Below are 25936 nucleotides of genomic sequence, written 5' to 3' on the forward strand. Positions count from 1 at the left end.
CAGCCCCCACGGACTCGCCGCGCGATTGAGCTGGTCCTGTACGACGCCTGCCTCGACCAGGGCCGTCCGCTGCTCGGGTCGAGCCCCACGATGCGGTTCATGTGGCGGGACAGATCGAGGACCAGGCCAGGTCCGACGGTCTGGCCCGCCCTCCTGTTCACCGCCTCGTTCCTGTTCAACGTGGCGCTGTGCGTCATCGTCTTCTTCGCCTTCGGTGGACGGCAATTGCTCGGGCAACGTGCCGAGGCGTACAACGCCGGCGGCGAGCGCCACGACGACGCGGCGCCGCCCGGCGGCCAACTGGTGAAGGCGGGCGAGGCGGGCACAGCACCCCGCCGCGCGCCCGCCGTCACCGCGACCGCCGCACCCACGAAGCCGGACGAGCCCCTCAGGCTCGACGGCCCGCGCGCACTCACCCTCATCGGACTGCTCAGCCTCGTCGCCGGAGCGCTCTTCTTCGACCTCGACGTCGGCCTGATGGCACTCACCATCACCGTTGTCCTGTGCCTGGTCTCACCGAAGTCGGTCACCGGCGCCGTGGACCGGTGCGCATGGTCCACCGTCCTGCTGGTCTGCGGCATCGTCACGGCCCTGGCCATCTCCGCGTCCGTGGTGGACGCCTCCCCCTTCTCCACCAGCCGAGCACTCGTGACCGCCAACACCCCGGCGGAACAACGGGACTTCGTCTTCCGCCGGCTGATGGCCTGGGGGCTCGGCATCAGCGTGGTCGGCCCCCTCGTCACATGGGGCCTGTTCGTCGTGCCCAGCTCACTGTGACGGCGAAGTGGGATGGTGTCGTACGCCGTCGTGGCGCACGTCAGGGGGTCGGGATGCCGCCGGGCCGGGCAGGCCGCCCGAAATGCACCGGCACACCCGGCGAATACAGCACGCTCACCGGGTCCCCGAGCGGCCGCGGCAGCCCCGCGGCGGCGACCAGGTCCTCGTCGCACTCGATCAGATCGGCCCGGTGCAGCGGCCAGCGCGGATGCACGTTCGGCAGGAACATCTGCCGCCCGAAGAACGTGTTGTGCATGCCCCACCGGGCCGTCAGGAAGTGCTCGAAATCGGTGGGCTCCTCGACCCGCTCGCCCACCCGGACGGCGATACGGCTGTGCGCGCCCCGCGGCCCCGGCCAGCGCCTGGCACTCGTGTACGTGACGATGTCGCCGCTGTGCCGGATGCTCATCCGCGACCACTGGTACGGCAGCCGGAAGGCACCGCGCGCGACCGCCACCGGGATCAGGCGCGAGGCGTCGAGGGAACGGAAGACGACACCGCGGCGGCCATGGGCGTCCACCGAGTAGAGGCGGACGTTGGTCTCGGGAAACGTACCCAGATAGGGGATGCCCGGCAGCCGGAACCAGCCGACCCGGTGCATGCGGAACGCGACCAGACCCACATAGGTCGACCCGTCGTGGAGATCGGGAACCGTCCCGGCCGGAAGGAGCGGCGCGACCTCCGCGGGATCCACGGCCCAGTGCACGAAGGCAAGGTCCAGCCACGACTGCGTGAGCAGCGGATTCTCGGCGGAGGCGGGCGGATCGGCGGTTATCGGTTCCGGCACGGCGGGGGAGAGGACCACGCCATCAGCATCGCAGGGGCCACGCCCGCGCCCGGCACGGGGTCGGGTGTCCGGTCCGGCACCGGGCGCCGCGGCGGCATGACCGAGCCCCCGCATGACTGAGCCCCCGGCCGACTGTGTCGGTGTCCGGGGGCTCAGAGCTCGGAAGCTCAGGAGCGGGACTGACGGTCCTGCTCGGCGCGCTCCGCGTTCTTCTCCTTGATGCGTACCGTTTCCTTGCGGACCTCGGCCTGGGTGGCGCGCTCCTTCTGCAGCCACTCCGGGTTGTCCGTCTTCAGCGCTTCGATCTGCTCCGTGGTGAGGGCCTCCGTGACCCCGCCACGCGCGAGACCGGCGATGGACACGCCGAGCTTCGACGCGACGACCGGCCGGGGGTGCGGGCCGTTGCGCCGCAGCTCCTGGAGCCACTCGGGCGGCTCGGTCTGCAGGGCGTTCAGCTCGCTGCGCGAGACGACACCCTCCTGGAACTCGGCGGGGGTGGCCTCGAGGTACACACCCAGTTTCTTCGCCGCGGTCGCGGGCTTCATGGTCTGGGTGGTCTGGTGCGACGTCATGGTCCCCAGGGTATCGAGCATGTGAGCTACCGCCGACCACGACCGGTAACCTGGCGGGGTGACAGACTCGCAGGCAACCCCTTCTTTCAGGCTCGCGTACGTCCCGGGGGTGACACCCACCAAATGGGTGCGGATCTGGAACGAGCGGCTGCCCGACGTGCCGCTGACCCTCGTGGCGGTGTCCCCCGGCGAGGCTTTCGAGCTCCTGCGCGACGGCGGCGCCGACGCCGGTTTCGTACGACTGCCGGTCGACCGTACGGACCTCAGCGCGATCCCCCTCTACACCGAGACGACGGTCGTCGTGATCCCCAAGGACCACGTCATCGCGGCGGTCGACGAGGTGACGGCCGAGGACCTGGCCGACGAGATCCTCCTGCACCCCCTCGACGACACACTGCCCTGGGAGAGCCTGCCCGGACAGCCCGCGAACGAGCGCCCCGCCACCACGGCGGACGCCATCGAGCTGGTGGCGGCGGGCATCGGCGTCCTCGCCGTCCCCCAGTCGCTCGCCCGCCTGCACCACCGCAAGGACCTCACCTACCGTCCGCTCACGGAAGCCCCCGAATCACGGGTCGCGCTGTCCTGGCCGGAGGACGCGACCACGGACCTGGTGGAGGACTTCATCGGGATCGTGCGAGGGCGCACCGTCAACAGCTCACGCGGCCGCTCCCAGACGCCCGCGACCGGGTCGGCTTCGGCTTCGGACCAGTCGAAGCGGAAGAGCCCCGACAAGGGCGGCGCCCGGCGCAAGCCCGCGGCGGGCACGGCGGGCAAGCCCGCCGGGAAGTCCGGAAAGCCGGCCGGGAAGGCGGGCAAGAACGCGCGCGGCGGCTCCGGAGGCACCCCGAAGGGCGCCAAGCGCGGCAAACCCCGCCGTCGGCCGTAGCCCCGACTCCACTGCCCGCGGGGGCGCTGCCCTCAGGGCTGCCCCTCCGGCAGCCGCCTCACCCGGTGCCGTTCCCCTGAGCCCACCAGGCGAGCACCCCGCCGAGGACGAACAGCAGGCAGATGGCGGCGTTGGTCCGCTTGTAGGCGACGAGGACCGCGGCGAACTCACGGATCGTCGCGGTGGGCCAGAAGTACGCGGCGGTCGGTGAGCCCACCACCTGGCCCCGGATCCCGGTCCGCCGAGCGGTGAGGGCGGCACGGAACGCGTGGTAGTTGTTCGTGACGATGACGCACCGGTAGTCCGGATTCGTCTTCTCCATGATCGCCTTGCTGAACCGCAGATTCTCGTCGGTCGTCGTCGAGCGGTCCTCCCGCTCGATCAGGCGGGCGGGAAACCCGTGGGCGATCAGGTCGTCGGCCATCGCGTGGGACTCCGGCACGTCTTCGTCCGGCCCCTGGCCCCCCGACGTGATGAGCACCGGCGCATCGCCCCGCTCGGCGAGGCGCGCGTGCACCGCGTGCGCCCGCCGGAGACGACTGGCAAGCAGCGGCGGCACGGTGGACCCGCCGACGAGCCCGGAGCCGAGCACGACCACGAAGTCGGCCTTGCGGTGCACCCGCAGCCGCCCGTAGAGGAACGCGTAACAGACGAAACAGAGGAACAGGAACGCGAGGTAGGCGGCAAGACCACCGGCGGCCGTGCCCACCCCGACCCACACCGGCGTCCGTACGACGGCCGCCATGACCACCAGCGCCACGACCGCGAGGATGGCCAACGCGGCGACCAGTGACAGCAGGTTGGTCGGGCTCCTGCCCTCCTTGCGCACCATCTGCAGGCCGTTGGAGAACAGGAAGCAGATCAGTACGAGGATGCTCAGCGCGCCGAGCACCACCAGCGCCCACGCCACGGCCTGACCCGATGCCGAGCCGGACCTGACCAGTTGGAACAGCCAGGCCGCCAGGGCACAGAGTGCGGCGAGGCCCAGGATCACGGCATTGCTGAACTTCCTGCGCTCGCGCACCACGCGCACGCAGAAGACCAGGAAAAGGAGTATTGCGGGGGCGTAGAGCAACATCCGCACAGCCTAGGCGCGGTCGACCACCGCCTCGGGCCGGAGCCGAGAGTGGAGCCGAGGCCGGCATCGACACTGCCACCAGGACCGAAACGGAAGGCGTCCGCTGCGGTGATCTCGTGGTGCAGGCCGTGCCCTTATGCGCGACAGGGAGTTGACCCCGGTATGAAGAAGCGAAGCGTACTGGCCGTTGTCACTTTTGCCGCCGGGGCTGTCATCGCCGCGATCAGCCCGCCCCCGGGAGCGGACACGGCGGACACGAGGGAGCCCGCCCACGCCACGGGCGCCCTGGACGTGATCGACGACGCCGGTCAGTGGACCGAGGATGCCCCGCAGACGCCGGGCGCCGGTGTCGGTGTGGTCGCCCCCGACATCTCCAGCACCCAGCGGCTCTGAGGCGACGGACGCGGGCCGGGGGGGGCCTCCCGGCCCGGCCGTCCCTCACTCGCCCCACCCGCCCCGGAGAAACACGTGGAGCACTCGCCCACACCTGGAGGACCCACATGGCCCGTACCCGACCGATCCGCAAGAGCGCGGCGAGACTCGCAGCCGTGCTGGCGCTGAGCCTGCTGGCCCTGCCGATGCTCGGCGGCACCGCCACAGCGGGCGGCACCTGCTTCGCCACCCACGCCGACGCCCCGATCTACGCCGGGAACAACCCGTGGACCGAGATCGTGGGCTACCTCGATCCGGCCACTCCGGTGAACGGCACCCGCCAGGGCGCCGATGCCCTGTGGCAGGTCTCGCGCACCGACAACGGACAGCAGCTCGGGTACATGCGGCCCGCCGACCTCAGGTGCGACGGCGGCTGACGACTGCTCACCAGCGGCCACGGCGGGCCCGGCACATCGGGCCCGCCGCCGCTCGGCCCTCCCCAACTGAACTCTGTGGCCCGCTCGCTTGCCGTCCAGGTATCGTCCACCTCTTGATCAGCCGCTTCGGCGGCCTTCGACGCAGAGGTGGATTTCGCATGACCAGCCGGCCCGCCACGACGACCCTGTGGCGCCCGACCGGTCCCAAGGAGCTGGACCTGGTCCGGGAGTCGAGCTGGCGCGCCTGGCCGCCCCGCCTGCCCGAGCAGCCGATCTTCTATCCGGTCCTCAACGAGGACTACGCGATCAGGATCGCCAGGGACTGGAACGTGAAGCACGACGGCGTGGGCCACGTGACGCGGTTCGAGGTCGACTCGGAGTTCCTGCGTCGGTACCCCGTCCAGCAGGCGGGTGGCCGGACGATCCTCGAACTGTGGGTTCCTGCCGAGGAGCTCGACGCGTTCAACTCCCACATCGTCGGCGAGATCGAGCTGGTCCACACGTTCCGGTGAGAGAGGCGCAGACCCCTGCCGGGTCTGCGAACGGATTCGGGAGAGCGCCGAGGAGAGCGCTCTCCCAAAAAGCATCCTCCGCCCGTCCGGCCGAGACGTCAACGCCGCGAACCCACTCTTCAATTTGCCGTCGAACATCGCCGCGTGGCAGCCGAGGTGATACGACTCGCGCGGGTGCGAGGCCCCAACACCCGCTGAACAGCAGGAAGTTGCATCCCGCTGAGTGACGCGACCGGGGAAGTCAGCGGCCTCGTACGTCAAATGCGCACCAGCGGGCCGTAGGTGCCGACATCCAGTCGTTCACCGACTCTTGACACGCTCGCGTCACGATGGGAACACTCCGGGAGAGCGCTCTCCCAACCCATTCCCCTCAGGGCGCTCCGCAACAGATGGCTCCGGGCGGCCGACGTACTTCCTCGACGGCTCCCGGCCACGCAGGTCCCCACCCGGTGCCCGGGAGCGCACGGCCACGGCTCCCGGCAGGCCGGCCCCCATCCCTCTCCACGTGGCAGGAGGTCTCCATGGCACGGAGATCGCGCACCATCTCGGGAGCGCTGATCGCAGGCGCCCTGATCATCAGCTCGCTGGGCATCGGCGGCATCGCGGTGAGCGCCGACCACGCGTCCGAGTCCCGGACGTCGAAGACCGCGGCATTGCACGCGGGACACACCATGGCCGCATCCACCCGCGCGGCGGCCGAGGACGCCGACGCAGACGGGTACATCCTCGCGAAGCAGCCCGTCACCGGCGTCAAACCGTCGGCCGAGCAGCCGCCGCACCGCTACTTCCACGAGTTCCAGGCGCACTGTTCGGTGACGCACACCGCCCCCGACGACCCCATCGTCTACCCCGGGCAGCCCGGCAAGTCGCACGACCACACGTTCATGGGCAACACCACGACGAACGCCCACAGCACCACGGCATCCCTGGACGCCGGATCCACCAAGTGCCTTGCCCCCGGCGACAGGTCGGCGTACTGGATGCCCACGCTGTACAACGGCGACAAGGAGGTGCGGCCCGTAGGGGACCAGACGATCTACTACAAGGCCGGGGTCACCGACTACACGAGTGTGCGGCCCTTCCCCAAGGGGCTCAGGTTCGTCGTCGGCAGTCCGATGCAGACCGCGCAGGAGTTCCGCGACCACCCGGGCTTCGTCGAAGGGTGGGAGTGCGGGACCAGCTACTTCAACGTCGAGTTTCCCAAGAACTGTCCCACGACGGCCGACACCCAGCTCAACATCCGCTTCCAGGCCCCCAGTTGCTGGGACGGCAAGACACTTGACTCGCCGAATCACCAGAGCCACATGTCCTACCCGGTGGTCAAGAACGGTACCAACGACAACGTGTGCCCGACGAGCCACCCCGTCGCCCTGCCGATGATCGAGTTCAAGATGGCGTTCCCCGTCAACGGGGACATGTCGAAGGTCCGCCTGGCGAGCGGGACCGGCCACTCCTTCCACTACGACTTCTTCAACGCGTGGGACGACGCGACGCTGAAGGCGCTGGTGGATCACTGTGTCGTCGGCGGTCTGCAGTGCGATCCGCGCGGCTACGACCAGACCCATCCCGAAGCGGGCGCGGCGCTCGACGAGAACTACGAGCTGCCATGACCCCGGGCCTGCGAAGGGCGAGGCCCCCTTAGCCCTTCGCAGGCGCCCCCGCGCCCCCCCGCCCCCGCATCGCCCCCATCTCTCATCCCCATCCCCCCTCGCCCAGGAGACCCCATGCGTAGACCTGGTACCGCTCTCTCCCTAGGCCTCCTTGGCCGCCTTGGCCGCTTCGTGGCCCCGGTGACCGCGGGCCTGCTCGTGACCGGAGCCCTCGCGCTCCCCGCCCAGCAGGCGCACGCGGCCGGCAGTGTCGTGAAGGTGACCGGTTCGCAAGGCAACTGGCGGCTCACCGTCGACGGTTCGCCCTACCAGGTCAAGGGCTTGACCTGGGGCCCCTCCGTCGCGGACGCCGACAAGTACATGCCCGATCTGCGGTCCATGGGCGTCAACACCATCCGGACCTGGGGCACCGACGCCTCCAGCAAACCGCTGTTCGACTCCGCGGCGGCCCACGGCATCAAGGTCGTCGCGGGCTTCTGGCTCCAGCCCGGCGGCGGTCCGGGGAGCGGCGGCTGTGTCAATTACCTGACGGACACCGCGTACAAGAACCAGATGCTCGAGGAGTTCCCCAAGTGGGCGAACACCTACAAGGACAACCCCGGTGTCCTGATGTGGAACGTGGGCAACGAGTCGGTGCTTGGCCTGCAGAACTGCTTCACCGGTGACGAACTGGAGAAGCAGCGCAACGCGTACACCACCTTCGTCAACGACGTCGCCAAGAAGATCCACGCGGTGGACCCCAACCACCCCGTGACCTCCACCGACGCCTGGACCGGTGCCTGGCCCTACTACAAGAGGAACGCCCCGGACCTCGACCTCTACGCCGTCAACTCCTACAACGCCGCGTGCGACATCAAGTCCCAATGGGAGAAGGGCGGTTACAACAAGCCCTACATAGTCACCGAGACCGGGCCCGCCGGTGAGTGGGAGGTGCCCGACGACGCCAATGGCGCGCCGCAGGAGCCCACCGACCAGGCGAAGGCCGCCGGTTACACCAAGGCCTGGGACTGCGTCACCGGTCATCGGGGCGTTGCGCTCGGCGCCACGATGTTCCACTACGGCACCGAGTACGACTTCGGGGGCGTCTGGTTCAACCTGCTTCCCGCGGGTCAGAAGAGGCTCTCGTACTACGCGGTGAAGAAGGCCTACAAGGGCAGCACCGCAGGGGACAACACCCCGCCGGTCATCTCCGGCCTGACCGTCGACGGTGACGCGGGCAAGGTTCCCGCGGGCGGCCCGCTGACGCTCACGACCAAGGTCAGCGACCCCGATGGCGACGCGCTCTCCTACGAGGTGCTCGCCAACAGCATGTACATCGACAAGAGCAAGGAACTTACCCCGCTGGCCGCCACGAACCAGGGGTCGGGTCGTCTGAAGGTCACGGCTCCGGACAAGCCCGGCGTCTGGAAGATCTATGTGAAGGTCTCCGACGGCAAGGGCAACGTCGGTATCGAGACCAGGTCCGTACGCGTGGTCGTGCCACCCGTCGACGGCACGAACATCGCCCAGGGCAAGCCCGCGACCGCATCCTCCTTCCAGCCCGGCAGCGGCGACTGCCCGTGCACCGCCGCCAACGCGGTCGACGGCAAGCAGAACACGCGGTGGGCCAGCGACTGGAGCGACCCGCAGTGGCTCCAGGTCGACCTGGGCTCCACCACCTCCTTCAAGCACGTCCAGCTCAACTGGGAGACCTCGTACGCGAAGACGTACACGATCCAGACCTCGGACGACGCGCAGAACTGGAGGACCGTGCGTGAGGTGCGCGGCGGCAACGGCGGCGTCGACGACTTCGATGTGAGCGGCTCCGGCCGCTACGTGCGCGTCAACGGCACGGAGCGAGGAACCGGATACGGCTACTCGCTCTACGAACTCGGCATCTACAAGTGAGCCACGACTGAAGCACGACTGATGTGCGACTGATCGACGACTGGTCTGTGGCCGGTGTGGCCGGTCCATGGCTGGTCCGCTGCTGATCCGACTTCGGCGCCGCTCCCTCGTCGGGGGGCAGGAGGAGCAAAGCATGACGCGCGAGGCACTGCTGAAGTTGGTCGGCATGCTGGACCTGGAGCGGAAGGTGAGGCTGCTGACCGGCGCCACGGTGTGGCGCACCCGGGCCGAACCGGCCGTGGGGCTGCGGGAGATGGTCTTCTCCGACGGCCCCGCCGGGGTGCGGGGGGAGGAGTGGGACGAGCGCCTCCCCTCGCTGCTCCTGCCCTCCGCCTCCGCGCTCGGCTCGCTGTGGGACGCGCAACTCGCGGCGGAACTGGGTGAGTTGCTGGCCCTCGAAGCTCTGCGCAAGGGCGTGCACGTGGTCCTGGCGCCCACCTTGAACCTCCATCGCACCCCGCTGGGAGGGCGCCACTTCGAGTGCCTTGCCGAAGACCCGGAACTGGCCGCGCGCACCGGGGCCGCCCTGATCCGGGGCATTCAGGCGCACGGGGTGGCCGCGACCGCCAAGCATTACGTGGCGAACGACTCGGAGACCGAGCGGCTCACACTGGACGTCCGGGTGGACGAGCGGACGTTGCGCGAGGTGTATCTGGCGCCCTTCGAAGCAGCCGTCCGAGCGGGCGTGTGGCTCGTCATGAGTGCGTACAACGGCGTCAACGGCACGACCATGACCGCCCATGAACTGCTGGCCGAGCCTCTGAAAGGAGAGTGGGGATTCGACGGGGCCGTCGTGTCCGACTGGGGTGCCGTGCGCCTGACGGCAGAGAGCGCGGAGGCGGCCCAGGACCTGGCGATGCCCGGCCCAGACGGCCCGTGGGGTGCGGCTCTGGTGGCGGCGGTCCGGAGCGGCGGCGTTCCCGAGCGGGCGATCGACGACAAGGTGGTGCGCCTGCTCACCCTCGCCGACCGCGTCGGCGCACTCGGCGTCGGCCGCGGGCTCCCGCCGCGCGCATGGCCGGGTGGCACGGCCCGCCGTCTCCTGCGACGGGCCGTGGCGGCCGGCACCGTACTGCTGCGTAACGAGGACGTCCTGCCCCTGGACGTCTCCGCACTGCGCAGCGTGGCGGTCATCGGTCGGCATGCCTCGACACCGCGGCTCCAGGGAGAAGGCAGTGCCGGGGTCTTCCCGGCGGACGTCGTCACACCGCTGGACGGGATCCGGAACCGGCTGCGCGGGCAGGCCGAGGTCCTGCACGCACCGGGCCCGGACCTGGGCGGGCAGCCGAGGCCGCTGGATCCCGCGCAGTGCGAGAACCCCCTCACCGGGGAGCCCGGCGTGCTGCTGAGGGTGCTGACAGCGGACGGCCGCGAACTCTCCTCGGAACACCGCCATTCCGGAAGGCAGTTGGAGCCTCCTCTCGCGCCGGAAGCCCACACCGTCGAGATCAGCGCCGTGGTACGCACGGCCGGTGAAGGGAAGTGGACGTTCGGAGTGGGGGGCTACGGCCGGATGAGTCTCGCGGTGGACGGACAGCCCCTGGTGGAAGGGGAGTTCGCGCGCGACACCGAGGATCCGGCGGTCATTCATCTCGACCCGCCACGGCAGCACGCCTCGGTATGGCTGCCCGCGGGTCACCCCGCGCACGTCGTGGCCCGCAGGGAACTCGCACCGGACACCGGCCGCGCCGTCGTCGTGACGGCCGCGGCGCCCGAGCCGGACCCCGAGCAGGCGCTGTCCGAGGCGGTCGGGGCCGCGCGGAATGCGGACGTGGCGGTGGTCGTCGTCGGCACCACCGAGGGCAGCGAATCCGAGGGGCACGACCGCACCTTGCTCACCCTTCCCGGCCGTCAGGACGAACTGGTTGCGGCGGTCGCCGCCGCGAATCCGCGCACCGTGGTCGTCGTCAATTCGGGCGGACCCGTGGAGTTGCCCTGGCGGGACCAGGCCGGGGCGGTGCTGTTGTCGTGGTTCCCCGGACAGGAAGCGGGGGCCGGGCTCGCCGACGTCCTCTTCGGGCGGGCCGAGCCGGGTGGCCGCCTGCCGACCACCTGGGGAGCCGCGCTCGCGGACGCACCGGTCACCGAGACCCGGCCGCGGGAGGGCACGCTCGTCTACGCGGAAGGCCTGCACATCGGCTACCGGGCCTGGCTGCGGTCGGGCCGCGAACCCGCCTACTGGTTCGGTCACGGCCTGGGCTACACGACATGGAGCTACGACCGCCTCCGGGCCGCGAGCACGCACGACGCACACGACGGGCACGACGGGCACGACGGGGGAGAAGCCCTGGCCGTGGAGGTGCGGTTGCGCAACACGGGCGCGCGCCCGGGACGTGAGGTGGTGCAGGTCTATCTCGCTCGGCCCGACTCCGCCGTGGAGCGCCCGGTCCGCTGGCTCGCGGGCTTCACGGCGGTCCGGGCGGAGCCGGGGGAGACGGTGACGGCATCGGTGGAGGTACCGGCCAGGATGCTGCGGCACTGGGACACGGAAGTGCGCCGGTGGCGGACGGAAGCGGGGGACTGGCAGGTCCTCGCGGGGCGCAGCGCCGGAGATCTGCCCCTGCGGGCGACCGTGACGGTACGCAGGTCAAGCAACCGTCCGTAGGAGGCGGGAGGGCAGGGGAGAGGTGCGGCAGGGGCGTGGGAGAGCGCTCTATGGCGTCCGGTGGCGGGGCGTTAGGGTTCCCGGATGGACAGACAGATGCCGACGCTGGAGGACGTGGCGCGCGAGGCGGGGGTGTCCCGCGCCACCGTCTCCCGGGTGGTCAACGGCGTACGCAATGTCTCCCCCGCCATCCAGGACGTGGTACGAGAGGCCATCGAGCGGACCGGGTACGCGCCCAACCGGGCGGCCCGTTCCCTGGTGACCCAGCGCGCGGGCACCATCGCCCTGGTCGTCTCGGGCGCCGGGGACCACACCGAGACGGCACAGAACGCCTTCGCCGCGCGGGTGTTCGCCGACCCCTTCTTCGGCCGCGCCGTCAGCGGGGTGGTGGGATTCCTGCGCCCGCGCGCCATGCATCCGGTGTTGATGTTCGCGGAGACGGAGGACTCCCGGCAGCAGGTCCTGACCTACCTGCGCCAGGGCAACGCGGACGGCGCCCTGGTCGTCTCGACCCATGCCGAGGATCCGCTGCCGGCGATGCTCGCCGAAGCCGGGTCGCCCGCGGTGTTCTTCGCGCGCCCCTCACTGCGGGCCCGCGTCACGTACGTCGACTTCGCGCACCGCGACGGGGCGCGGCTGGCCGCCGAGCATCTGCTGGCCCGCGGCTGCCGGCGGGTGGCGACCATCTCGGGACCGTTGGACATCCCGGCGGGCCGCGAACGGCTTGCTGGCTTCCAGGAGGGCATGGAGAGGGGCGGGCAGCCCTATATCCCGGTGGCCGAGGGCGGATTCACCCTCGAGAGCGGGGCGGGAGCGATGCGGCGACTGCTGGCCGAGCACCCGGACGTCGACGGGGTGTTCGCGGCCAATGACCTGATGGCACAAGGCGTGTGCCAGGTCCTGAGGGAAGAGGGCAAACAGGCACCCCGCGACGTGGCCGTGGTCGGATTCGACGACTCGAGCGTGGCGGTCACCTGCGTACCCCCGTTGACGACGGTGCGGCAGCCGATCGAAGAGATGGGTGCGGAGATGGCACGGCTGCTCCAGGAACAGATAGAGGGGATACGCACCGACCCCACCTCGGTGATCTTCGAGCCGGAACTCGTGGTGCGCGAGTCGGCCTAGAGCGCGACGGCCGCAGTGCCGGCCCCAGGGGTGGTGCAGGGGGGCGGCCGAGCGCGTCACCGCAGGCAGAGCCCGTGATCGGAGCCACCGGGATGCGGATCACGCCTCGCGATGTGAGCCTGGTTGTGGGGGCGACACAGAGAGGCGGTTGCCCATGTCAGTCATGGACAAGCTCAAGCAGATGCTCAAGGGTCACGAGGACCAGGCCGGGAAGGGAGTCGACAAGGCGGGAGACTTCGTCGACGACAAGACCCAGGGCAAGTACTCCGGGCAGGTCGACACCGCCCAGGACAAGCTCAAGGACCAGTTCGGCAGGGACCAGGACCAGCCCCCGCAGTAGTAGGCGCCCCGCGTTTGTCAGTGCCCGGCGATAGCCTGGGTTCTTCCATCCGCGCTGTGGCTGCAGCGCTGCCGCCCCGCCCCCGTGATGCAGGGGCGGGGCACTCGGCGTTCAGGGGCGGTGAGTCGCGAGCCGCGCGAAGGCAGCGCATGAGCCCTGAGAGCAGCGCAAGAGACCGGGCCGCCGGTCAGGCCGAACCGTCGAAGTTCCAGGCGCCCACATCGCGGTAGTGGATGGGCCCCGGGCCGCGGCCGATGTTGCTGGCGACCAGGTGCAGACGCTCGGCCTGCCACGGGCGTCCGGTGAACCCGGCGAGCCCGGCAGCGGCTTCCACCGCGCACGACGGGGTGTCACGGCGGGCACGGGCCAGCGTCAGGTGGGGGCGGAACGGACGGCCCACATGAGCGGCACCGCAGCCGTCGACGATGGCACGCACCTCGGTGGCGAGCAGATGCAGCTCTTCGAGGTCGCCGTCGATCCCGCTCCACAGCACACGCTCGTCGAAGTGCCCGCCACCGCTCAGTGCCAGCTTCAGGGGCTTGCGGGCGGCGGCGAGGCGGGCGAGCGGCGTACGCAGGAGCGGAAGCACCGAGACGGGGACCTCGCCGAGGAACGCCAGGGTGATGTGCCAGTCCTCGATGCGGTTCCACCGCATCCGCGGATGCGCCTGGTAGGCGGGGCCGAGGGCCAGTTCCAGTTCATGCTTCGCGTCGTCGGGCGGGGCGAGCGCGATGAATACACGAACGGTCGCGGGCTGGTTCTGTTCGTTCACAGAAGACTTCGTACCGCATCCGGGCGGTCGTCCCGCACCCTCCCCCTGTGCCCACTTGTGTCCCGGCCCTACCTGGTCCGGTACGCGCGGAGAAACGTCCGTACTCCCTCGACGACGAGTGGCCGAACGCGGGTGTCCTCCACGGCATTGGCGGAACCGAGCCTGTCCAGCGCGACGCCGAACGTCAGCGCGATGAACTGGTCGGCCGCGAGCCGGGGGTCGGGGACGTCCAGCAGCCCGGCCGCGGCGAGAGCGGCGAACCGCTCGGCGAGCGCCTCGTCGGGGGTGTCGGCCATGGAGTTGTAGCCATGGTGCGGCAGATGGCCGGACTCCGCCCGGACCAGGCGTTGCAGGGTCGCGTACTCCGCCGAGCCGAGCATGTCGGTCGCGATGCGCATCGAGAACGTGACCAGGGAGTCCTCGAGGTCGGCGGCCTCGGTGAGGTCGGTGAGGGTTTCGTCGAGGGTCCGCCGGATCGTGGTGATCATTGCCTGGCCGACGGTGTCGACGACTGCTCGCAGCAGCGTCTGCTTGTCGCCGAAGTAGTCGTAGACCGTGCGCTTGGACACCTCCGCCCGGGCGGCCACCGCGTCGACGCTGGACCGGTCGAAGCCGTCGGCGAGGAACAGTTCCCGGGCCGCCGAGAGGATGGCGGCCCGCTTTTGAGTGGATCCCTCGCGCAGTGTCTTCGTGGTCGGCATGGGCACATCTTAACCGTCCTACACTGCACGGTGTAGTGTAATACTGGCTCGGCGGGTGGCGCTGTCGTACACCCGCTCCGGCCGACGGAGGTGAGTGTTCATCAACTCGGTTACGTCCTCACCGAGTTGCCTCCGCCGGTCGGCCACTGGCCCGGCAATGACGGAAGGACGTCCATGACCGCAACTCTGGCTCCCCCGGTCCGCATCGGAAAGGCCGCTGTCTGGGCCCTCGGCCTGCTGGCACTGGCCACCGGTGCCCTGGAGTCGGTGGTGACGCCGACGCTCCCGCTCCTGCAACGCGAGCTGGACATGAGTCCGGCCGAAGGGGCGTTACTCAGCATCGTGCTCCTCATCACCGGCGCGCTCATCACGCCGGTCGCAGGCAAGTTGGGCGACCGCTACGGCGGGAAACGGGTCCTGATCCGGCTGATGGCGGTGGTCTCCGCCGGTGGCCTGGTGTCGGCCCTCGCGCCGAACCTGCCCGTGCTGCTGCTCGGTCAGGTACTGCAGGGAGCGATGGTGGGCGCGCTGCCCCTGTCGTTCATCGTGGTGCGCAAACACCTCCCCGCGGGCGGTTCGAAGGTGGCCATCGGGACGGTCAGCGGGTTGTTCGTCGGGGGCGGGATGGCGGGAACGCTGTCGGCCGGGCCCGTGGCGGAAGGGCTGTCCAGGCACTGGATGTTCGCGCTGCCGACGCTCGCGGTCATCGGGGCCACCCTCCTGGTGAACACGCTGATGCCGCAGGATCCGCCGGGCCGTTCGGACGACGCCGGGGTCGACTGGCCCGGCCTGGGCCTGATGAGCGGGACGCTGGTCACGCTCATGCTCGTGCTCGCCCTCGCACCGGACATCGCCTCGCAGCCCCTCGTTCTCGGCGCCCTCATCGCGGTTCTGGCCGCCTTCGTGACCGGATGGGTGGCCGTCGAGCGTCGCGCGGCCTCTCCGATGGTCGATCTGCGCATGCTGGCACGGCCTGCCGTATGGAAGTCGTGCGTGCTGACCTTCGTGATCTGCGTCGGCACCTCGGTGCCGGTCTATCTCGTCCCGCAGCTTTTCGCGGTGTCCGAGGACGCGTACGGATTCGGTGCCAGCGCCACCGAGATCGGCTTCTTCCTGCTGCCCGGCGCCGTGGCCGCGTCGCTCGCCGGGCCGATCGGTGGGATCGGGGCGCGGCGCTTCGGCTCGCGTGCCGTGGTCACCGCCGGGATCGTCATCATGGTCGCCGCCCTGCTCGCCCTGGCGGCCGTACACACCGAGGTCTGGCACCTCGTCATCGGCAAGATGATGATCGCGCTCGCCAACGGCCTGTGCGTCACGGCGATGGTGACCAGCACCGCCACCTCCGTCGACCAAGGTGACACCGGCATCGCCACCAGCCTGGTCCTCGTGACCCGCGTGATCGGCTTCGCGGTGGGTGTGCAGGTCAGTGGTGCGCTCCTCACCGCCGCGACCCCCTCCGGGGCCGATGTCCCGGCCGAATCGGCCTTCGTCACCGGCTTCCTCATAGCAGGCGCCGTCACGGCGCTGTCCCTGCTCGTCGCCCGCACCATGAGCAAAGGAGTCAAGGAATGACCCGCACCGACCTGTCGAGGAACAGCCGTATCGCGCCGAGGCGCAAGGTCCTGATATCCGGGGCCAGCATCGCGGGGCCCGCCCTCGCGTTCTGGCTGAACCGCTACGGATTCGCCGTCACGGTGGTCGAGAAGGCGGGCGCGCTTCGAGGCGGTGGATACCCCATCGACGTGCGCGGCACGGCACTTGAGGTCGTCCGGAGGATGGGAATCCTGCCCCGGCTGCGGGACGCGCACATCGATCTGCGCCGCCTCACCTTCCTCGACGAGGACGGCGGCGAGGTGACCTCGGTCAAACCGCACAGCGTCACCGGCGGTGTCGCGGGACAGGACCTGGAGGTGCGGCGCGGGGATCTGACCGGCGCCCTCCACGCGGCGGTCCGCGACGACGTGCAGTTCCTGTTCGACGATTCCATCGCCACCCTCGACCAGACCGACCACGGGGTCGACGTCACCTTCCGCGGGGGCGGCAGGCGTACGTTCGACCTGGTGTTCGGGGCGGACGGCCTGCATTCACGTACCCGCGAGTTCCTCTTCGGCCCCGAGGAACAGTTCCACCGCTACCTCGGCTATTGCTTCGCCGGGTTCACCATGCGCAACACCTTCGGGCTCTCCCACGAGCTCATGATGTGGAACACCCCGGGCAGGGCCGCGGCACTCTACGCAGTGGGGGACAGCGACGACGACGTGCATGCCTTCCTGAACTTCGCCCGCCCGGAGCCGCCCTTCGACGCGTTCCGCAACCCGGAAGCCCAACGGGACCTGGTCGCAGCGGTCTTCGCCGAAGCGGGATGGGAGGTCCCTGGCATGCTCGCCGCCCTGCGCGACGCGGACGACCTGTTCTTCGACGCCGTCAGCCAGATCCGCATGCCGCGCTGGTCCAGCGGCAGGGTCGCACTGGTGGGCGACGCCGCGTACGCGCCGTCGTTCCTCACCGGGCAGGGATCCAGCCTCGCGCTCGTCGGCGCGTACATGCTCGCCGGTTCTCTGGCCGACCGGGGCCACGCCGCGGGCTTCGCCGCCTACGAACACGACACCCGTGCGTTCGTGACCGTGAACCAGGATCAGGTCGGCGAGGGCGACGCCGCGCTCTTCCCGACCACCGCTCGGGCCCTGGAGCAGCGCAACGACATGCTGCGCCACCTCAGCGCCCTGCCCTCCTCGGAGGGACGACCGGCCCACTCGGCCCTGACCCTGCCCGTATTCGTGTCCTTGACGTGAAGGGGACGACCTTGGCTCTCGGTCTCTGGACCGCACCCCGCTGTGCACCGAGTCCCGCGTATTTCTCGTCAGGGACGGTGTCGCCCCGGCCGGGCTCTGCTACGCAGGAAGAGGCCTCGCGTGAGGGCGCAGCCGGTGCGCCGCGGTGTGCCAAGGGGGGAATCATGGCCGACTCCGTACGTCGTCAGGGTCCGCGGGTGCCCGAGCTCGATCCCAAGGTGGGGGTCGATGTCAGTACGCGGTGGACGGGCGATCCCCGGCACCGCCTGGTCGCGATAGGAGATTCGCTGACGCAGGGATTCCAGAGCGCGGCGGTCTTCAACACGTCCCTCTCGTATCCGGCGATCGTCGCGTACGAGCTGGGCTGCTTCCCGCAGTTCCGTTTCCCCCGGTACGGGGGCTTCGGCGGGCTGCCGTTCAACCTGGAGCTCTTCCTGCGTGACCTGGAGTCCCGTTACGGGCGGAACCTGGACTGGTGGGAGGCGCCGCTGGCGCTGTTCCGGGCTCGCAACGTGATGGACCGGGTGGAGGACTACTGGGAGCGTGGGGCCGGCCGGACCGTGCCGTCGACGACGGCGATCATGCACAACCTCGCCGTGTTCGGGTGGGACCTGCGCGATGCGCTGTCCAAGTCGGCGGACGAGTGCCGCAAGCGGATCGACACGCCGAAGGACGATCTGGTCAACCAGGTCGTGCAGAACGCCGGCGAGCGCGCCGCCCTGCGCGTGCTGCCCACCCAGCCTCAGGCGGCGGGGGCGCTGACCCAGCTGAGCGCGGCGGCCGAGCTGGGCAAGGACATCGACGGCACAGGGGCCAAGCACGGCATCGAGACCCTGGTCGTCTTCCTGGGCGCGAACAACGCCCTGCGGGCGGTGACCGATCTCCGCGTGGTGTGGAGCGAGGATTCCGGCTTCGACGACCTGGACGCCAAGCGGCGCTTCACGGTCTGGCGGCCGAAGCACTTCAGGTCCGAGCTGCGCAAAGTGGCCGCCGAAGTCTTCGACATCAAGGCGCGGCACGTCATCTGGTGCACGGTTCCGCACGTCACGATCGCGCCGATTGCACGCGGTGTGGCCGTCAAGATCCAGCCCGGCTCGCGCTACTTCCCCTACTACACCCGCCCCTGGATCAAGGACCGGGACTTCGACGCGGGCAAGGACCCCAGCATCACCGCGGAGCAGGCGCAACAGGTCGACGACGCGATCGACGAGTACAACGACGCGATCACCGAGATGGTCCGGGCCGCCCGGACCAAGGGGAAGGACTGGTATCTGCTGGAGACCTGCGGCCTGCTGGACCGCCTCGCGTCGCGCCGGTATGCCGAGGACCCGCTGGCGCGTCCCAGCTGGTGGCAGCCGTATCCGTTGCCGTCGTCCCTGCAGGCGCTGTCGCCGCCGCCGAACTCCCACTTCCTCGCCGGTGAGGGCGAACGGCGTACGGACGGCGGGCTGTTCTCGCTGGACGGCGTGCACCCGACGACGGTCGGGTACGGAATTCTCGCGCAGGAGGTGATCAACGTGATGCGGCTGGCGGGAGTCCGGTTCTTCCGTCCCGACGCGAGCACCCTCCGCCAGGACCCGTTGCTCGTCGACTTCGACCGGCTGATCCGCCACGACACCCTGGTCAACCGGCCGCCGGGGAACCTGGGTTCGGCCCTGGGTGCCCTGGGGTGGGCGGATGAGGCCCTGGACCTGTTCCGGCGGGTGTTCTCCGCGCTCTGACGGGGTGTCTGGCTATCTGGGCGACACGACCGCGGCCGGGGGAGTGATGGGTACACCGGGCGCAGGGGGAGTGGGCGGGTGCGCCGTGGGCGCGGGCGGGTCCGTGACGAGGTAGGCGCGGCGCCAGCGCAGGAAGGGCCGTTCGATGCCATTGAACGTGACCGCGGCCGCGACCAGGGTGATGGGCAGAACCGCCGCGACCGCGGTGAGGAAGGCATCCACCACCGGCCGCCCCGTCAGCTCGAACCACCAGCGGCGGGAGATGATCGCGGTGACGACCATGTAGTGGAGGAGATAGACGGAGAAGCTCATCTCGCCGATTTTGGCGATGCTCCTCGACACGAGCCCCGTCGAGGAGATGGTGGCCACATAGGTCAGCACCACCAGGGCCCACATCGTTCCCTCCACGTCGACCCAGAGCAGACGTGTGGCGTGCCGCTCGTGGAAGGCGTGGGTCTGGTTGAAGGCCCAGATCCCTCCCGTGGCCAGTGCTGTCGCTACGGCGACCTTCAGGAGTCCCTGGAAGCGTTCCCGGTGGTGCACGAAGAACCAGGCGGCCACCATGCCAAGCAGGAACTGGTCGATGCGGCCGGCGAGGCTGTAGTAGAGCATCGAGTTCACGCTGATGCTGCCGGTGGCCGAGGCCCACACCAGGGCCCGGATCACGGTGATACCGGCCAGGAGCTTGAGGAGAGCCAGGGGTCCGCGCTTGGTGAGGAGCCTGCTGAACAGCGGGAACAGCAGATAGAACTGCAACTCGACCGCGATGGCCCACCACATGCTCGACACGGCGCCCAGGCTGAGGGACCCGGGCAGGTTTCCCAGACCGACCAGGGACTGGAGCACCGCCAGGAGGTTCGCACCCTGCTTGTGCGCGCCGATGCCCAGGACGATCAACGCGATGTAGAGCGGGAAGATCCGCAGCACGCGATTGCCCAGGAACCGGCCGTAGTGGACGTCTTTGCCCAGGGTGCCGATGGTGAAGATGAATCCGGAGAGCACCATGAAGAGGGCCACCCCGGAATGGCCTTCCAGTACCAGCGTGGCAAGCGGGTTCTGCGAATAGAGCCAGCCGTGCGGATCACTGTTCGGGATCTCTCTGAGGTACGGAGAGATCATGTACGTGCCGTGGCAGAGGAGCACCAGCAGGGCGGCGTAGGCACGCAGGTGATCCACGGACACGAGGTACTGCCGGTTACTGCTGCGCATGCGTGGGGCCGACCTCTCATCACCGACGTCGCGACGGCGACCTCGCGACAGAGAACTGATGAAGGACGACAACACCGCGCAAGCAGCCAATGCGGTACATGCGCACGAGTCCCTCCATATTGCCGGATAATTTCACTCATCCGAGGGGGCGCAAGCGCTACGCGCTATATGGTCCGAGGGGTCACGGGCGCTATCCGGCTCGCAACCTTAGGTCGGTCCTGTCGTTGGGCTGGCGAGTGGCCCCTTTCGCGCAATGTCTGTTGCGCCGGGGCCTTGGCGACTCCATACGGAGTGCGGCTACAGGAGCTACGGCACCTTGCACATCTCATTTCTCATCCATAATTCCTTCGGTTTCGGCGGCACGATCCGCACCACCATCAACCTCGCCAACGAGTTGGTCGAGCAGCATGATGTGGAGATCGTGTCGGTCTACCGGCACCGGGACGCACCCGTGTTCCCCGTGGACCCACGCATCCGGATTCGACACCTGGTGGACCTGCGGAAGGGGACCCCGGGATATGAGGGTGACCTGCCCGAAGCCCGGAGACCCGCTGCCGTCTTCCCCGGAAGCGAGACGCAGTACCCGCACTACAGCCGTCTGACCGATCAACGGATCGCCGATCACCTGAGCTCTCTGACGAGCGACGTCGTCGTGGGTACGCGACCGGGCCTGAACGCACATATCTGTCTGCAGGCAAAGCGGGGACCACTGCGTGTCGGGCAGGAGCACCTGACGTTCCGGAATCATTCGCGGCCCCTGCGGCTCACATTGCGGCGCCTGTATCCACGGCTGGACATGCTGACGACCACGACCTCGGCCGACGCGGAGATCTATCGCAAGCAGATGACACTTCCGGGAGTGCGTATCGAAGCATTCCCCAATCCTGTCCCGGCGCCGTCGAATGTTCCGTCCGGCGGCAGGGACAAGGCGGTTGTCGCTGCGGGGAGACTCGTTCCGACGAAACGGTACGACCTTCTCATCCGAGCCTTCGACAGAGTCCGCGCCGAGCGTCCCGACTGGGTTCTCCGCATCTTCGGCCCAGGGATCGCGGGAGGCCATGGAGTGAAACTCCAGCGGCTCATCGAGGAATTGGGCCTGGAAAAGCATGCTTCTCTGATGGGTGCGGTATCGTCCCTGGAAAGCGAGTGGCTCAAAGCGGGGCTGGCCGCGAGCGCTTCGGACCACGAGTCCTTCGGGATGACCATCGTCGAGGCGATGCGGTGCGGGGTACCCGTGGTCTCCACCGACTGCCCCCTGGGGCCGCGAGAGATCATCTCCGATGGAGTCGACGGGCGGCTCGTGCCGATGGGGGACGAGGAGGCCCTCGCTCAACACCTCCTGGAGCTCATCAACAGTGATGAGCTCCGTCAGCGGATGGCCGAGGCGGCGCAGACCGCGTCGGCGCGATACGAACCGGCGCTCATCGCGGGCCGCTTCGCCGATACCTGCGCACAACTGACGCGGCGGCACGGCGCGAGCGGGGCCCTCAGAACCCTCGTGCACCAAACCCGGGGCTCAGTGATCGGCGCGGCCTACGGAGTCAAGGACGCGGTGCGGCAGAGGCTCAACTAGCCTTGAGCGGCCGGTCAGTTAGCCCTATCGGAGGCGAGTCCTGGGTGTCGTGACGGGTGAACGCCCACAGCGCGAGCCCGAAGCAGCTGAACGCGGCGCCCAGTGCGCATACGGCACCCCAGCCGGCCACCGTGTAGAGGGAGGTCGCGGCGATGGCGCCGGTGGCGCTCCCGATCGAGTAGAAGACCATGTATCCGCCGATCAGCCTGCTGCCCGCCTCCGGGTGCAGCGCGTAGATCAGGGTCTGGTTGGTGACATGGACCGCCTGCACGGCGAGGTCGAGAAGGATCACCCCGACGACCAGGGCCCACAGCGAGCTGCGGGTGAAGGCCAGGGGCACCCACGAGGCGGCGAGCAGCGCCAGCGCGATGCCGGTGGTCCGCCGGGAGAGGCCACGGTCGTTCAGGCGGCCCGCCACGGTCGCGGCCAGGGCGCCGACGACGCCGACGAGACCCAGCGCCCCGATCGCACTGTGGGACAAGAAGTACGGGGCCTCGCTGAGCGGCAGCGCCACGCTGCTCCACAGGGTGCTGAAGGCGGCAAAGACCAGCAGGCCGAACAGGGCGCGGAGCCGCAATAGTCGTTCCCGTGCGAACAGGGTGACGGTGGAACGCAGGAGCTGTCCGTAGCGCAGGCTTGTCGGTGGAGCGGCACTGTGGCGTGGCAGTACCCGGTACAGGATCAGGGCGAGCAGTGCGGTGAGCGTCGCTGAGGCGAGGTAGACGGAGCGCCAGCCCGCGAGGTCGGCCATGAGTCCGGACGCGGTGCGGGCGAGCAGGATTCCGATGACCACGCCGCTGGTGACCAGACCGACGACGCGTCCGCGCCGGGCGGCGGGTGCCAGTGATGCCGCGAAGGCCACCAGTGTCTGCGTGACGACCGCGAGAAGCCCTGTCGCGGCCAGGCCCGTGAGCAGGACCGCCGCCGTGGGGGCGGTGGCCACCACGGCCAACGCCAGTACCAGGAGCAGCAGTTGGGCCACGACGAGCCGCCTGCGGTCGATCACGTCGCCCAGGGGCACCAGGAAGAAGAGCCCGAGCCCGTAGCCGACGTGTGTGAGGGTGACGACGCTGCCGATCAGGGCCGGGCTCATGGCCAGGTCGTGGCCGATGGTCACCAGGAGCGGCTGGGAAAAGTAGACGTTGGCCACCGAGGCACCGCAGGCGACGGCGAACAGCATGACGACGCCGCGGGTCAGGTCGAAGGAGGAGTCCTCCCTGCTGCGGACCTCGGTCCGTCGTGTCAGAGCCTCGCTGTCGCAGGGCATCGGCACCCCTCCGCATTCTGGTTTCAACTTGCTACCAATGATGACGGCGAAGGTAGCGCTTTTTGGTAGCATGTTGCAACCGCCATGAGGCTAGTGAGGGACGTGGACGCGATGGTGACCAGGACACGCTTCGACGACAGTGACTGCCCTGTCGCCCGGTCGGTGGACGCGATCGGCGACTGGTGGTCCCTGCTGATCGTGCGGGACGCCTTCGACGGAAGCCGACGCTTCGGGGAGTTCCAGCGCAGCCTCGGCGTGGCGAAGAACATCCTCACCGCGCGTCTGCGCGCGCTGGTCGCCGGCGGTGTCCTCGAATCCGTACCGGCCTCGGACGGCAGCGCCTATCGCGAGTACGTGCTGACGCCGAAGGGTGAGGCGCTCTTCCCCGTCATCGTGGCGCTGCGGCAGTGGGGCGAACAGAACTTCTTCGCCCCCGGCGAACCGCACTCGCGGCTGGTCGACCGCCGGCAGGGGCAAGACCTCCGTCCACTGGAGGTGCTGTCCGCGGACGGGCGTCCGCTGACGCCCGCCGACACCACCGTCCACAAGGTCTCCGCCCAGTGACCTGACGCGGTCAACTCGCCCGGCCTGGCGGCGTGCGCGGGCCCTGATCGGTCAATCGGCGCTCACTCAGTGCTCACTCAGTGCTCACCGGGCCGCTGTTGTCCGGAGTCGTTCCGGCCTTCGTGTACAGCACCTCGCGGGCTTGGTTCGCCGCACGTACGAGGCTCTCGTTCACGAAGTCGAGGAAGCGGGCGACGTTCTCGAGGCGGGCGGCGGCCGCGGTGTCGGGGCCGAGGACGCCGACGCCCTGCCGCGCGATCTCGACGACGTGGGCGGTGGAGCGGGCGCTGGCCATCATCGACTGGTACCAGATGTCGTCGTCGACGATGTAGCGGTCGCGGCGGCGTTCGTCGCGCTCCCGGCGGACGAAGCCCTGGCTCTCGAGGTACGCGATCGCCTTGGAGATGGACGGGGGGCTGACCTGGAGGCGCTCGACGAGTTCGGACGCGGTGAGGCTGCCGGAGTCGGTGAGGGTGAGACAGGCCATCACCCGGGACATCATCTTGGGCATGCCCGACCCTATGAGGACCGTGGTGAACAGCTCCTCGTACTCACGGACGGCCTCGGCGTCACGTCCGTGAGCCTCCGGGGCTCTCTTCGGGTCTCGGGGCGCCGCCTGCCGACGGCGGTGGGCGCGGTGCTCGGTGGCCCGGTGGGCGAGGTCGGCACGGTAGGCGGTGGGGCCGCCATTGCGCATCACCTCACGCGTGATCGTCGACGTCGGGCGTTCGAGGCGCCTGGCGATCTCCGCGTAGGCGAGCCCGTCGGCAAGGCCCACCGCGATCTCCTGACGTTCCTGCTGGGTGAGTCTGCCTCCCGGCATCGCGGTCTCCTTCGTGCTGCGTGGTGTCCCCCAGCATAGCGTTCGCTTCTAACTCATTGCAACGAACGCGTAGATGTCGTTGCGTTAGATTGCACACCACTGCAACGAATTATCTGCTCTCACCTGCGCTGATGTCGAATCTATGCAACGAGTCTGTTGTCAGAATCGTGAACGCAACATAGCTTTCCATCATCAGAAACGGCGGGCCGCAGGGCCCGAAACGTAGAACAACACAGAACAGGGAGCACACCATGCAGAAGTTCGACACCTCCGCCCCGATCTCCACCGTCCTCGACATCCCCGCGGGAAACATCCGGTTCATCGCCGCCGACCGGACCGACACCACGGTCGAGATCCTGCCCGCCGACGCCTCGAAGGGCCGCGACATCAAGGCGGCGGAGCAGACCACGGTCGAGTACGCCGACGGCGTCCTGCGGATCGAGGCCGCACAGGCGAAGAATCAGATCCTCGGCAGCTTCGGATTCATCGAGGTGACGGTCCAACTGCCCGCCGGCTCCCACATTGAGGCGAAGGCCGCCAGCACCGAGTTCCGGGGAGTCGGACGGCTCGGTGACGTCGTTTTCGAGGCCGCGCACGGTTCGGTGAAGCTCGACGAGACCGCGAGTGCTCGCCTCACCCTCCAGGCCGGTGACATCTCGGTCGGCCGCTTGGATGGCTCGGCGGAGATCAGCACCCAGAAGGGCGATCTGCGGATCGCCGAGGCCGCGCACGGCACGGTCACGCTGCGCACCGAGCACGGTGAGATTTCGGTCGCCGCCGCCCGCGGAGTCTCCGCCTCGCTGGATGCAGGCGTCGCCTATGGCCGGATCCACAACACGCTCCAGAACACCGAAGGCGCCGCCGCCGGTCTGAGCATCCATGCCACCACGGCCTACGGCGACATCACGGCCCGCAGCCTCTGACCCGCAGTCTCGAACCCGCAGCCTCTGAGGAGCACTCATCATGACGAATCTGGCCATCGCGGCGAACGGGCTGCGCAAGTCGTACGGCGACAAGGTCGTGCTCGACGGCATCGACCTGGCCGTCCCCGAAGGAACGGTGTTCGCGCTGCTCGGCCCGAACGGCGCGGGCAAGACCACCGCCGTGAAGATCCTCTCCACGCTCATCACCGCCGACGGCGGACAGGCCCAGATCGCGGGCCACGACCTCACCACGCACCCCCACAAGGTGCGCGCCGCGATCGGTGTCACCGGACAGTTCTCCGCCATCGACGGCCTGATCACCGGCGAGGAGAACATGCTCCTCATGGCCGACCTGCACCACCTGCCCAAGCAGCAGGGCCGCCGAGCCGCCGCCGAACTCCTGGAGCGCTTCGACCTGGTGGAAGCGGCGAAGAAGCCCGCCTCGACCTACTCCGGCGGCATGAAACGCCGCCTGGACATCGCCATGACGCTGGTCGGCAACCCGCGCATCATCTTCCTCGACGAGCCCACCACCGGCCTCGACCCCCGCTCCCGCCACAACATGTGGGCCATCATCCGCGAACTCGTCACGGACGGCGTCAC

General features: G+C 69.3%; 25 protein-coding genes. 17 read left to right on the forward strand and 8 right to left on the reverse strand.

Annotation, left to right across the window (positions count from 1 at the left end; translation table 11 throughout):
* Positions 1 to 99 precede the first annotated feature (99 nt).
* Positions 100 to 777 carry a hypothetical protein gene (locus AB0E78_RS35500; protein WP_361841735.1) on the forward strand — a complete coding sequence of 226 codons (678 nt, stop codon included), beginning with the start codon at positions 100 to 102 and terminating at the stop codon, positions 775 to 777.
* A gap of 40 nt (positions 778 to 817) precedes the next feature.
* Here AB0E78_RS35500 and AB0E78_RS35505 read toward each other — a convergent pair whose 3' ends face one another.
* Entirely contained in the window at positions 818 to 1582 is a 765-nt protein-coding gene (locus AB0E78_RS35505) for a DUF2071 domain-containing protein (protein ID WP_361841738.1), read from the reverse strand.
* A 149-nt stretch (positions 1583 to 1731) separates the two neighbouring features.
* Positions 1732 to 2136 carry a DUF5997 family protein gene (locus AB0E78_RS35510; protein WP_361841741.1) on the reverse strand — a complete coding sequence of 135 codons (405 nt, stop codon included), beginning with the start codon at positions 2134 to 2136 and terminating at the stop codon, positions 1732 to 1734.
* 58 nt (positions 2137 to 2194) lie between these two features.
* Between AB0E78_RS35510 and AB0E78_RS35515 the strand changes: the two genes are divergently transcribed.
* Complete coding sequence (locus AB0E78_RS35515; RefSeq protein WP_361841744.1) at positions 2195 to 3022, forward strand: LysR substrate-binding domain-containing protein; 828 nt, start codon at positions 2195 to 2197, stop codon at positions 3020 to 3022.
* Positions 3023 to 3080: 58 nt separating this feature from the next.
* Here AB0E78_RS35515 and AB0E78_RS35520 read toward each other — a convergent pair whose 3' ends face one another.
* Positions 3081 to 4100, reverse strand: a complete 1020-nt coding sequence (locus AB0E78_RS35520; protein WP_361841746.1) for a YdcF family protein — start codon at positions 4098 to 4100, stop codon at positions 3081 to 3083.
* A 162-nt stretch (positions 4101 to 4262) separates the two neighbouring features.
* Between AB0E78_RS35520 and AB0E78_RS35525 the strand changes: the two genes are divergently transcribed.
* The 8 genes from AB0E78_RS35525 to AB0E78_RS35560 all read left to right on the forward strand — a co-directional run bounded on the left by AB0E78_RS35525 (position 4263) and on the right by AB0E78_RS35560 (position 12988).
* Positions 4263 to 4493: a hypothetical protein gene (locus AB0E78_RS35525; RefSeq protein WP_361841749.1), complete on the forward strand. Its 231-nt coding sequence runs from the start codon at positions 4263 to 4265 to the stop codon at positions 4491 to 4493.
* Between the two features lie 107 nt (positions 4494 to 4600).
* Entirely contained in the window at positions 4601 to 4909 is a 309-nt protein-coding gene (locus AB0E78_RS35530; protein ID WP_361841752.1) for a hypothetical protein, read from the forward strand.
* Between the two features lie 158 nt (positions 4910 to 5067).
* A complete protein-coding gene (locus AB0E78_RS35535) occupies positions 5068 to 5421 on the forward strand; it encodes a hypothetical protein (protein ID WP_361841755.1) in 354 nt (117 codons plus the stop codon).
* 521 nt (positions 5422 to 5942) lie between these two features.
* Positions 5943 to 7031 (forward strand): DUF1996 domain-containing protein, encoded by a 1089-nt coding sequence (locus AB0E78_RS35540; protein WP_361841758.1) that lies wholly within the window; start codon positions 5943 to 5945, stop codon positions 7029 to 7031.
* A 114-nt stretch (positions 7032 to 7145) separates the two neighbouring features.
* The gene (locus AB0E78_RS35545) at positions 7146 to 8918 is read left to right on the forward strand and encodes a discoidin domain-containing protein (protein ID WP_361841761.1); all 1773 of its coding nucleotides are present in this window, start codon (positions 7146 to 7148) and stop codon (positions 8916 to 8918) included.
* Between the two features lie 133 nt (positions 8919 to 9051).
* The gene (locus tag AB0E78_RS35550) at positions 9052 to 11523 is read left to right on the forward strand and encodes a glycoside hydrolase family 3 C-terminal domain-containing protein (protein WP_361841764.1); all 2472 of its coding nucleotides are present in this window, start codon (positions 9052 to 9054) and stop codon (positions 11521 to 11523) included.
* Positions 11524 to 11607: 84 nt separating this feature from the next.
* Complete coding sequence (locus AB0E78_RS35555; protein WP_361841767.1) at positions 11608 to 12648, forward strand: LacI family DNA-binding transcriptional regulator; 1041 nt, start codon at positions 11608 to 11610, stop codon at positions 12646 to 12648.
* Between the two features lie 154 nt (positions 12649 to 12802).
* On the forward strand, positions 12803 to 12988 hold the full coding sequence (locus AB0E78_RS35560; protein ID WP_361841771.1) for an antitoxin: 186 nt from the start codon (positions 12803 to 12805) through the stop codon (positions 12986 to 12988).
* 187 nt (positions 12989 to 13175) lie between these two features.
* Here the strand turns inward: AB0E78_RS35560 and thpR are convergent, their stop codons facing one another.
* Together thpR and AB0E78_RS35570 are read right to left on the reverse strand one after the other, a co-directional pair.
* Entirely contained in the window at positions 13176 to 13760 is a 585-nt protein-coding gene (thpR, locus tag AB0E78_RS35565) for an RNA 2',3'-cyclic phosphodiesterase (protein WP_361841774.1), read from the reverse strand.
* 68 nt (positions 13761 to 13828) lie between these two features.
* Complete coding sequence (locus AB0E78_RS35570) at positions 13829 to 14461, reverse strand: TetR/AcrR family transcriptional regulator (protein WP_361841777.1); 633 nt, start codon at positions 14459 to 14461, stop codon at positions 13829 to 13831.
* A 174-nt stretch (positions 14462 to 14635) separates the two neighbouring features.
* On the opposite strand from AB0E78_RS35570, the gene AB0E78_RS35575 reads away from it, so the two are divergent.
* The 3 genes from AB0E78_RS35575 (at position 14636) to AB0E78_RS35585 (ending at position 18974) form a co-directional block, all read left to right on the forward strand.
* A complete protein-coding gene (locus AB0E78_RS35575; protein ID WP_361841780.1) occupies positions 14636 to 16033 on the forward strand; it encodes an MFS transporter in 1398 nt (465 codons plus the stop codon).
* Entirely contained in the window at positions 16030 to 17253 is a 1224-nt protein-coding gene (locus AB0E78_RS35580; RefSeq protein WP_361841783.1) for an FAD-dependent monooxygenase, read from the forward strand. The genes AB0E78_RS35575 and AB0E78_RS35580 overlap by 4 nt, the downstream gene beginning before the upstream one ends.
* Positions 17254 to 17417: 164 nt before the next feature.
* A complete protein-coding gene (locus tag AB0E78_RS35585; RefSeq protein WP_361841786.1) occupies positions 17418 to 18974 on the forward strand; it encodes a hypothetical protein in 1557 nt (518 codons plus the stop codon).
* 12 nt (positions 18975 to 18986) lie between these two features.
* On the opposite strand, the gene AB0E78_RS35590 is transcribed toward AB0E78_RS35585, so the two are convergent.
* Positions 18987 to 20183, reverse strand: a complete 1197-nt coding sequence (locus AB0E78_RS35590) for an acyltransferase (protein ID WP_361841789.1) — start codon at positions 20181 to 20183, stop codon at positions 18987 to 18989.
* 316 nt (positions 20184 to 20499) lie between these two features.
* Between AB0E78_RS35590 and AB0E78_RS35595 the strand changes: the two genes are divergently transcribed.
* The gene (locus AB0E78_RS35595; protein WP_361841792.1) at positions 20500 to 21756 is read left to right on the forward strand and encodes a glycosyltransferase; all 1257 of its coding nucleotides are present in this window, start codon (positions 20500 to 20502) and stop codon (positions 21754 to 21756) included.
* Here AB0E78_RS35595 and AB0E78_RS35600 read toward each other — a convergent pair.
* Positions 21749 to 23023 carry an MFS transporter gene (locus AB0E78_RS35600; RefSeq protein WP_361841795.1) on the reverse strand — a complete coding sequence of 425 codons (1275 nt, stop codon included), beginning with the start codon at positions 23021 to 23023 and terminating at the stop codon, positions 21749 to 21751. The genes AB0E78_RS35595 and AB0E78_RS35600 overlap by 8 nt on opposite strands.
* Before the next feature lie 111 nt (positions 23024 to 23134).
* Between AB0E78_RS35600 and AB0E78_RS35605 the strand changes: the two genes are divergently transcribed.
* Positions 23135 to 23587, forward strand: a complete 453-nt coding sequence (locus tag AB0E78_RS35605) for a helix-turn-helix domain-containing protein (RefSeq protein WP_361841828.1) — start codon at positions 23135 to 23137, stop codon at positions 23585 to 23587.
* Positions 23588 to 23660: 73 nt separating this feature from the next.
* Here AB0E78_RS35605 and AB0E78_RS35610 read toward each other — a convergent pair whose 3' ends face one another.
* On the reverse strand, positions 23661 to 24410 hold the full coding sequence (locus AB0E78_RS35610) for a helix-turn-helix domain-containing protein (protein ID WP_361841798.1): 750 nt from the start codon (positions 24408 to 24410) through the stop codon (positions 23661 to 23663).
* A gap of 251 nt (positions 24411 to 24661) precedes the next feature.
* Here AB0E78_RS35610 and AB0E78_RS35615 point away from each other — a divergent pair, with 251 nt between their 5' ends.
* Positions 24662 to 25333: a DUF4097 family beta strand repeat-containing protein gene (locus tag AB0E78_RS35615; RefSeq protein WP_361841801.1), complete on the forward strand. Its 672-nt coding sequence runs from the start codon at positions 24662 to 24664 to the stop codon at positions 25331 to 25333.
* A gap of 40 nt (positions 25334 to 25373) precedes the next feature.
* A partial coding sequence (locus AB0E78_RS35620) for an ATP-binding cassette domain-containing protein (RefSeq protein WP_361841804.1) occupies positions 25374 to 25936 on the forward strand: 563 nt, incomplete at its 3' end.

This window comes from Streptomyces sp. NPDC032198, assembly GCF_040636975.1.
In the GTDB taxonomy this organism is placed as follows: Bacteria; Actinomycetota; Actinomycetes; order Streptomycetales; family Streptomycetaceae; genus Streptomyces.

Bases quoted from the DNA above. Each gene is read 5' to 3' on its own strand.
- AB0E78_RS35500 (WP_361841735.1), top strand. From the start codon at position 100: ATGTGGCGGGACAGATCGAGGACCAGGCCAGGTCCGACGGTCTGGCCC.
- AB0E78_RS35510 (WP_361841741.1), bottom strand. From the start codon at position 2,136: ATGACGTCGCACCAGACCACCCAGACCATGAAGCCCGCGACCGCGGCG.
- AB0E78_RS35520 (WP_361841746.1), bottom strand. From the start codon at position 4,100: ATGTTGCTCTACGCCCCCGCAATACTCCTTTTCCTGGTCTTCTGCGTG.
- AB0E78_RS35525 (WP_361841749.1), top strand. From the start codon at position 4,263: ATGAAGAAGCGAAGCGTACTGGCCGTTGTCACTTTTGCCGCCGGGGCT.
- AB0E78_RS35530 (WP_361841752.1), top strand. From the start codon at position 4,601: ATGGCCCGTACCCGACCGATCCGCAAGAGCGCGGCGAGACTCGCAGCC.
- AB0E78_RS35535 (WP_361841755.1), top strand. From the start codon at position 5,068: ATGACCAGCCGGCCCGCCACGACGACCCTGTGGCGCCCGACCGGTCCC.
- AB0E78_RS35540 (WP_361841758.1), top strand. From the start codon at position 5,943: ATGGCACGGAGATCGCGCACCATCTCGGGAGCGCTGATCGCAGGCGCC.
- AB0E78_RS35545 (WP_361841761.1), top strand. From the start codon at position 7,146: ATGCGTAGACCTGGTACCGCTCTCTCCCTAGGCCTCCTTGGCCGCCTT.
- AB0E78_RS35550 (WP_361841764.1), top strand. From the start codon at position 9,052: ATGACGCGCGAGGCACTGCTGAAGTTGGTCGGCATGCTGGACCTGGAG.
- AB0E78_RS35555 (WP_361841767.1), top strand. From the start codon at position 11,608: ATGGACAGACAGATGCCGACGCTGGAGGACGTGGCGCGCGAGGCGGGG.
- AB0E78_RS35560 (WP_361841771.1), top strand. From the start codon at position 12,803: ATGTCAGTCATGGACAAGCTCAAGCAGATGCTCAAGGGTCACGAGGAC.
- AB0E78_RS35570 (WP_361841777.1), bottom strand. From the start codon at position 14,461: ATGCCGACCACGAAGACACTGCGCGAGGGATCCACTCAAAAGCGGGCC.
- AB0E78_RS35575 (WP_361841780.1), top strand. From the start codon at position 14,636: ATGACCGCAACTCTGGCTCCCCCGGTCCGCATCGGAAAGGCCGCTGTC.
- AB0E78_RS35580 (WP_361841783.1), top strand. From the start codon at position 16,030: ATGACCCGCACCGACCTGTCGAGGAACAGCCGTATCGCGCCGAGGCGC.
- AB0E78_RS35585 (WP_361841786.1), top strand. From the start codon at position 17,418: ATGGCCGACTCCGTACGTCGTCAGGGTCCGCGGGTGCCCGAGCTCGAT.
- AB0E78_RS35590 (WP_361841789.1), bottom strand. From the start codon at position 20,183: ATGCGCAGCAGTAACCGGCAGTACCTCGTGTCCGTGGATCACCTGCGT.
- AB0E78_RS35600 (WP_361841795.1), bottom strand. From the start codon at position 23,023: ATGCCCTGCGACAGCGAGGCTCTGACACGACGGACCGAGGTCCGCAGC.
- AB0E78_RS35605 (WP_361841828.1), top strand. From the start codon at position 23,135: ATGGTGACCAGGACACGCTTCGACGACAGTGACTGCCCTGTCGCCCGG.
- AB0E78_RS35610 (WP_361841798.1), bottom strand. From the start codon at position 24,410: ATGCCGGGAGGCAGACTCACCCAGCAGGAACGTCAGGAGATCGCGGTG.
- AB0E78_RS35615 (WP_361841801.1), top strand. From the start codon at position 24,662: ATGCAGAAGTTCGACACCTCCGCCCCGATCTCCACCGTCCTCGACATC.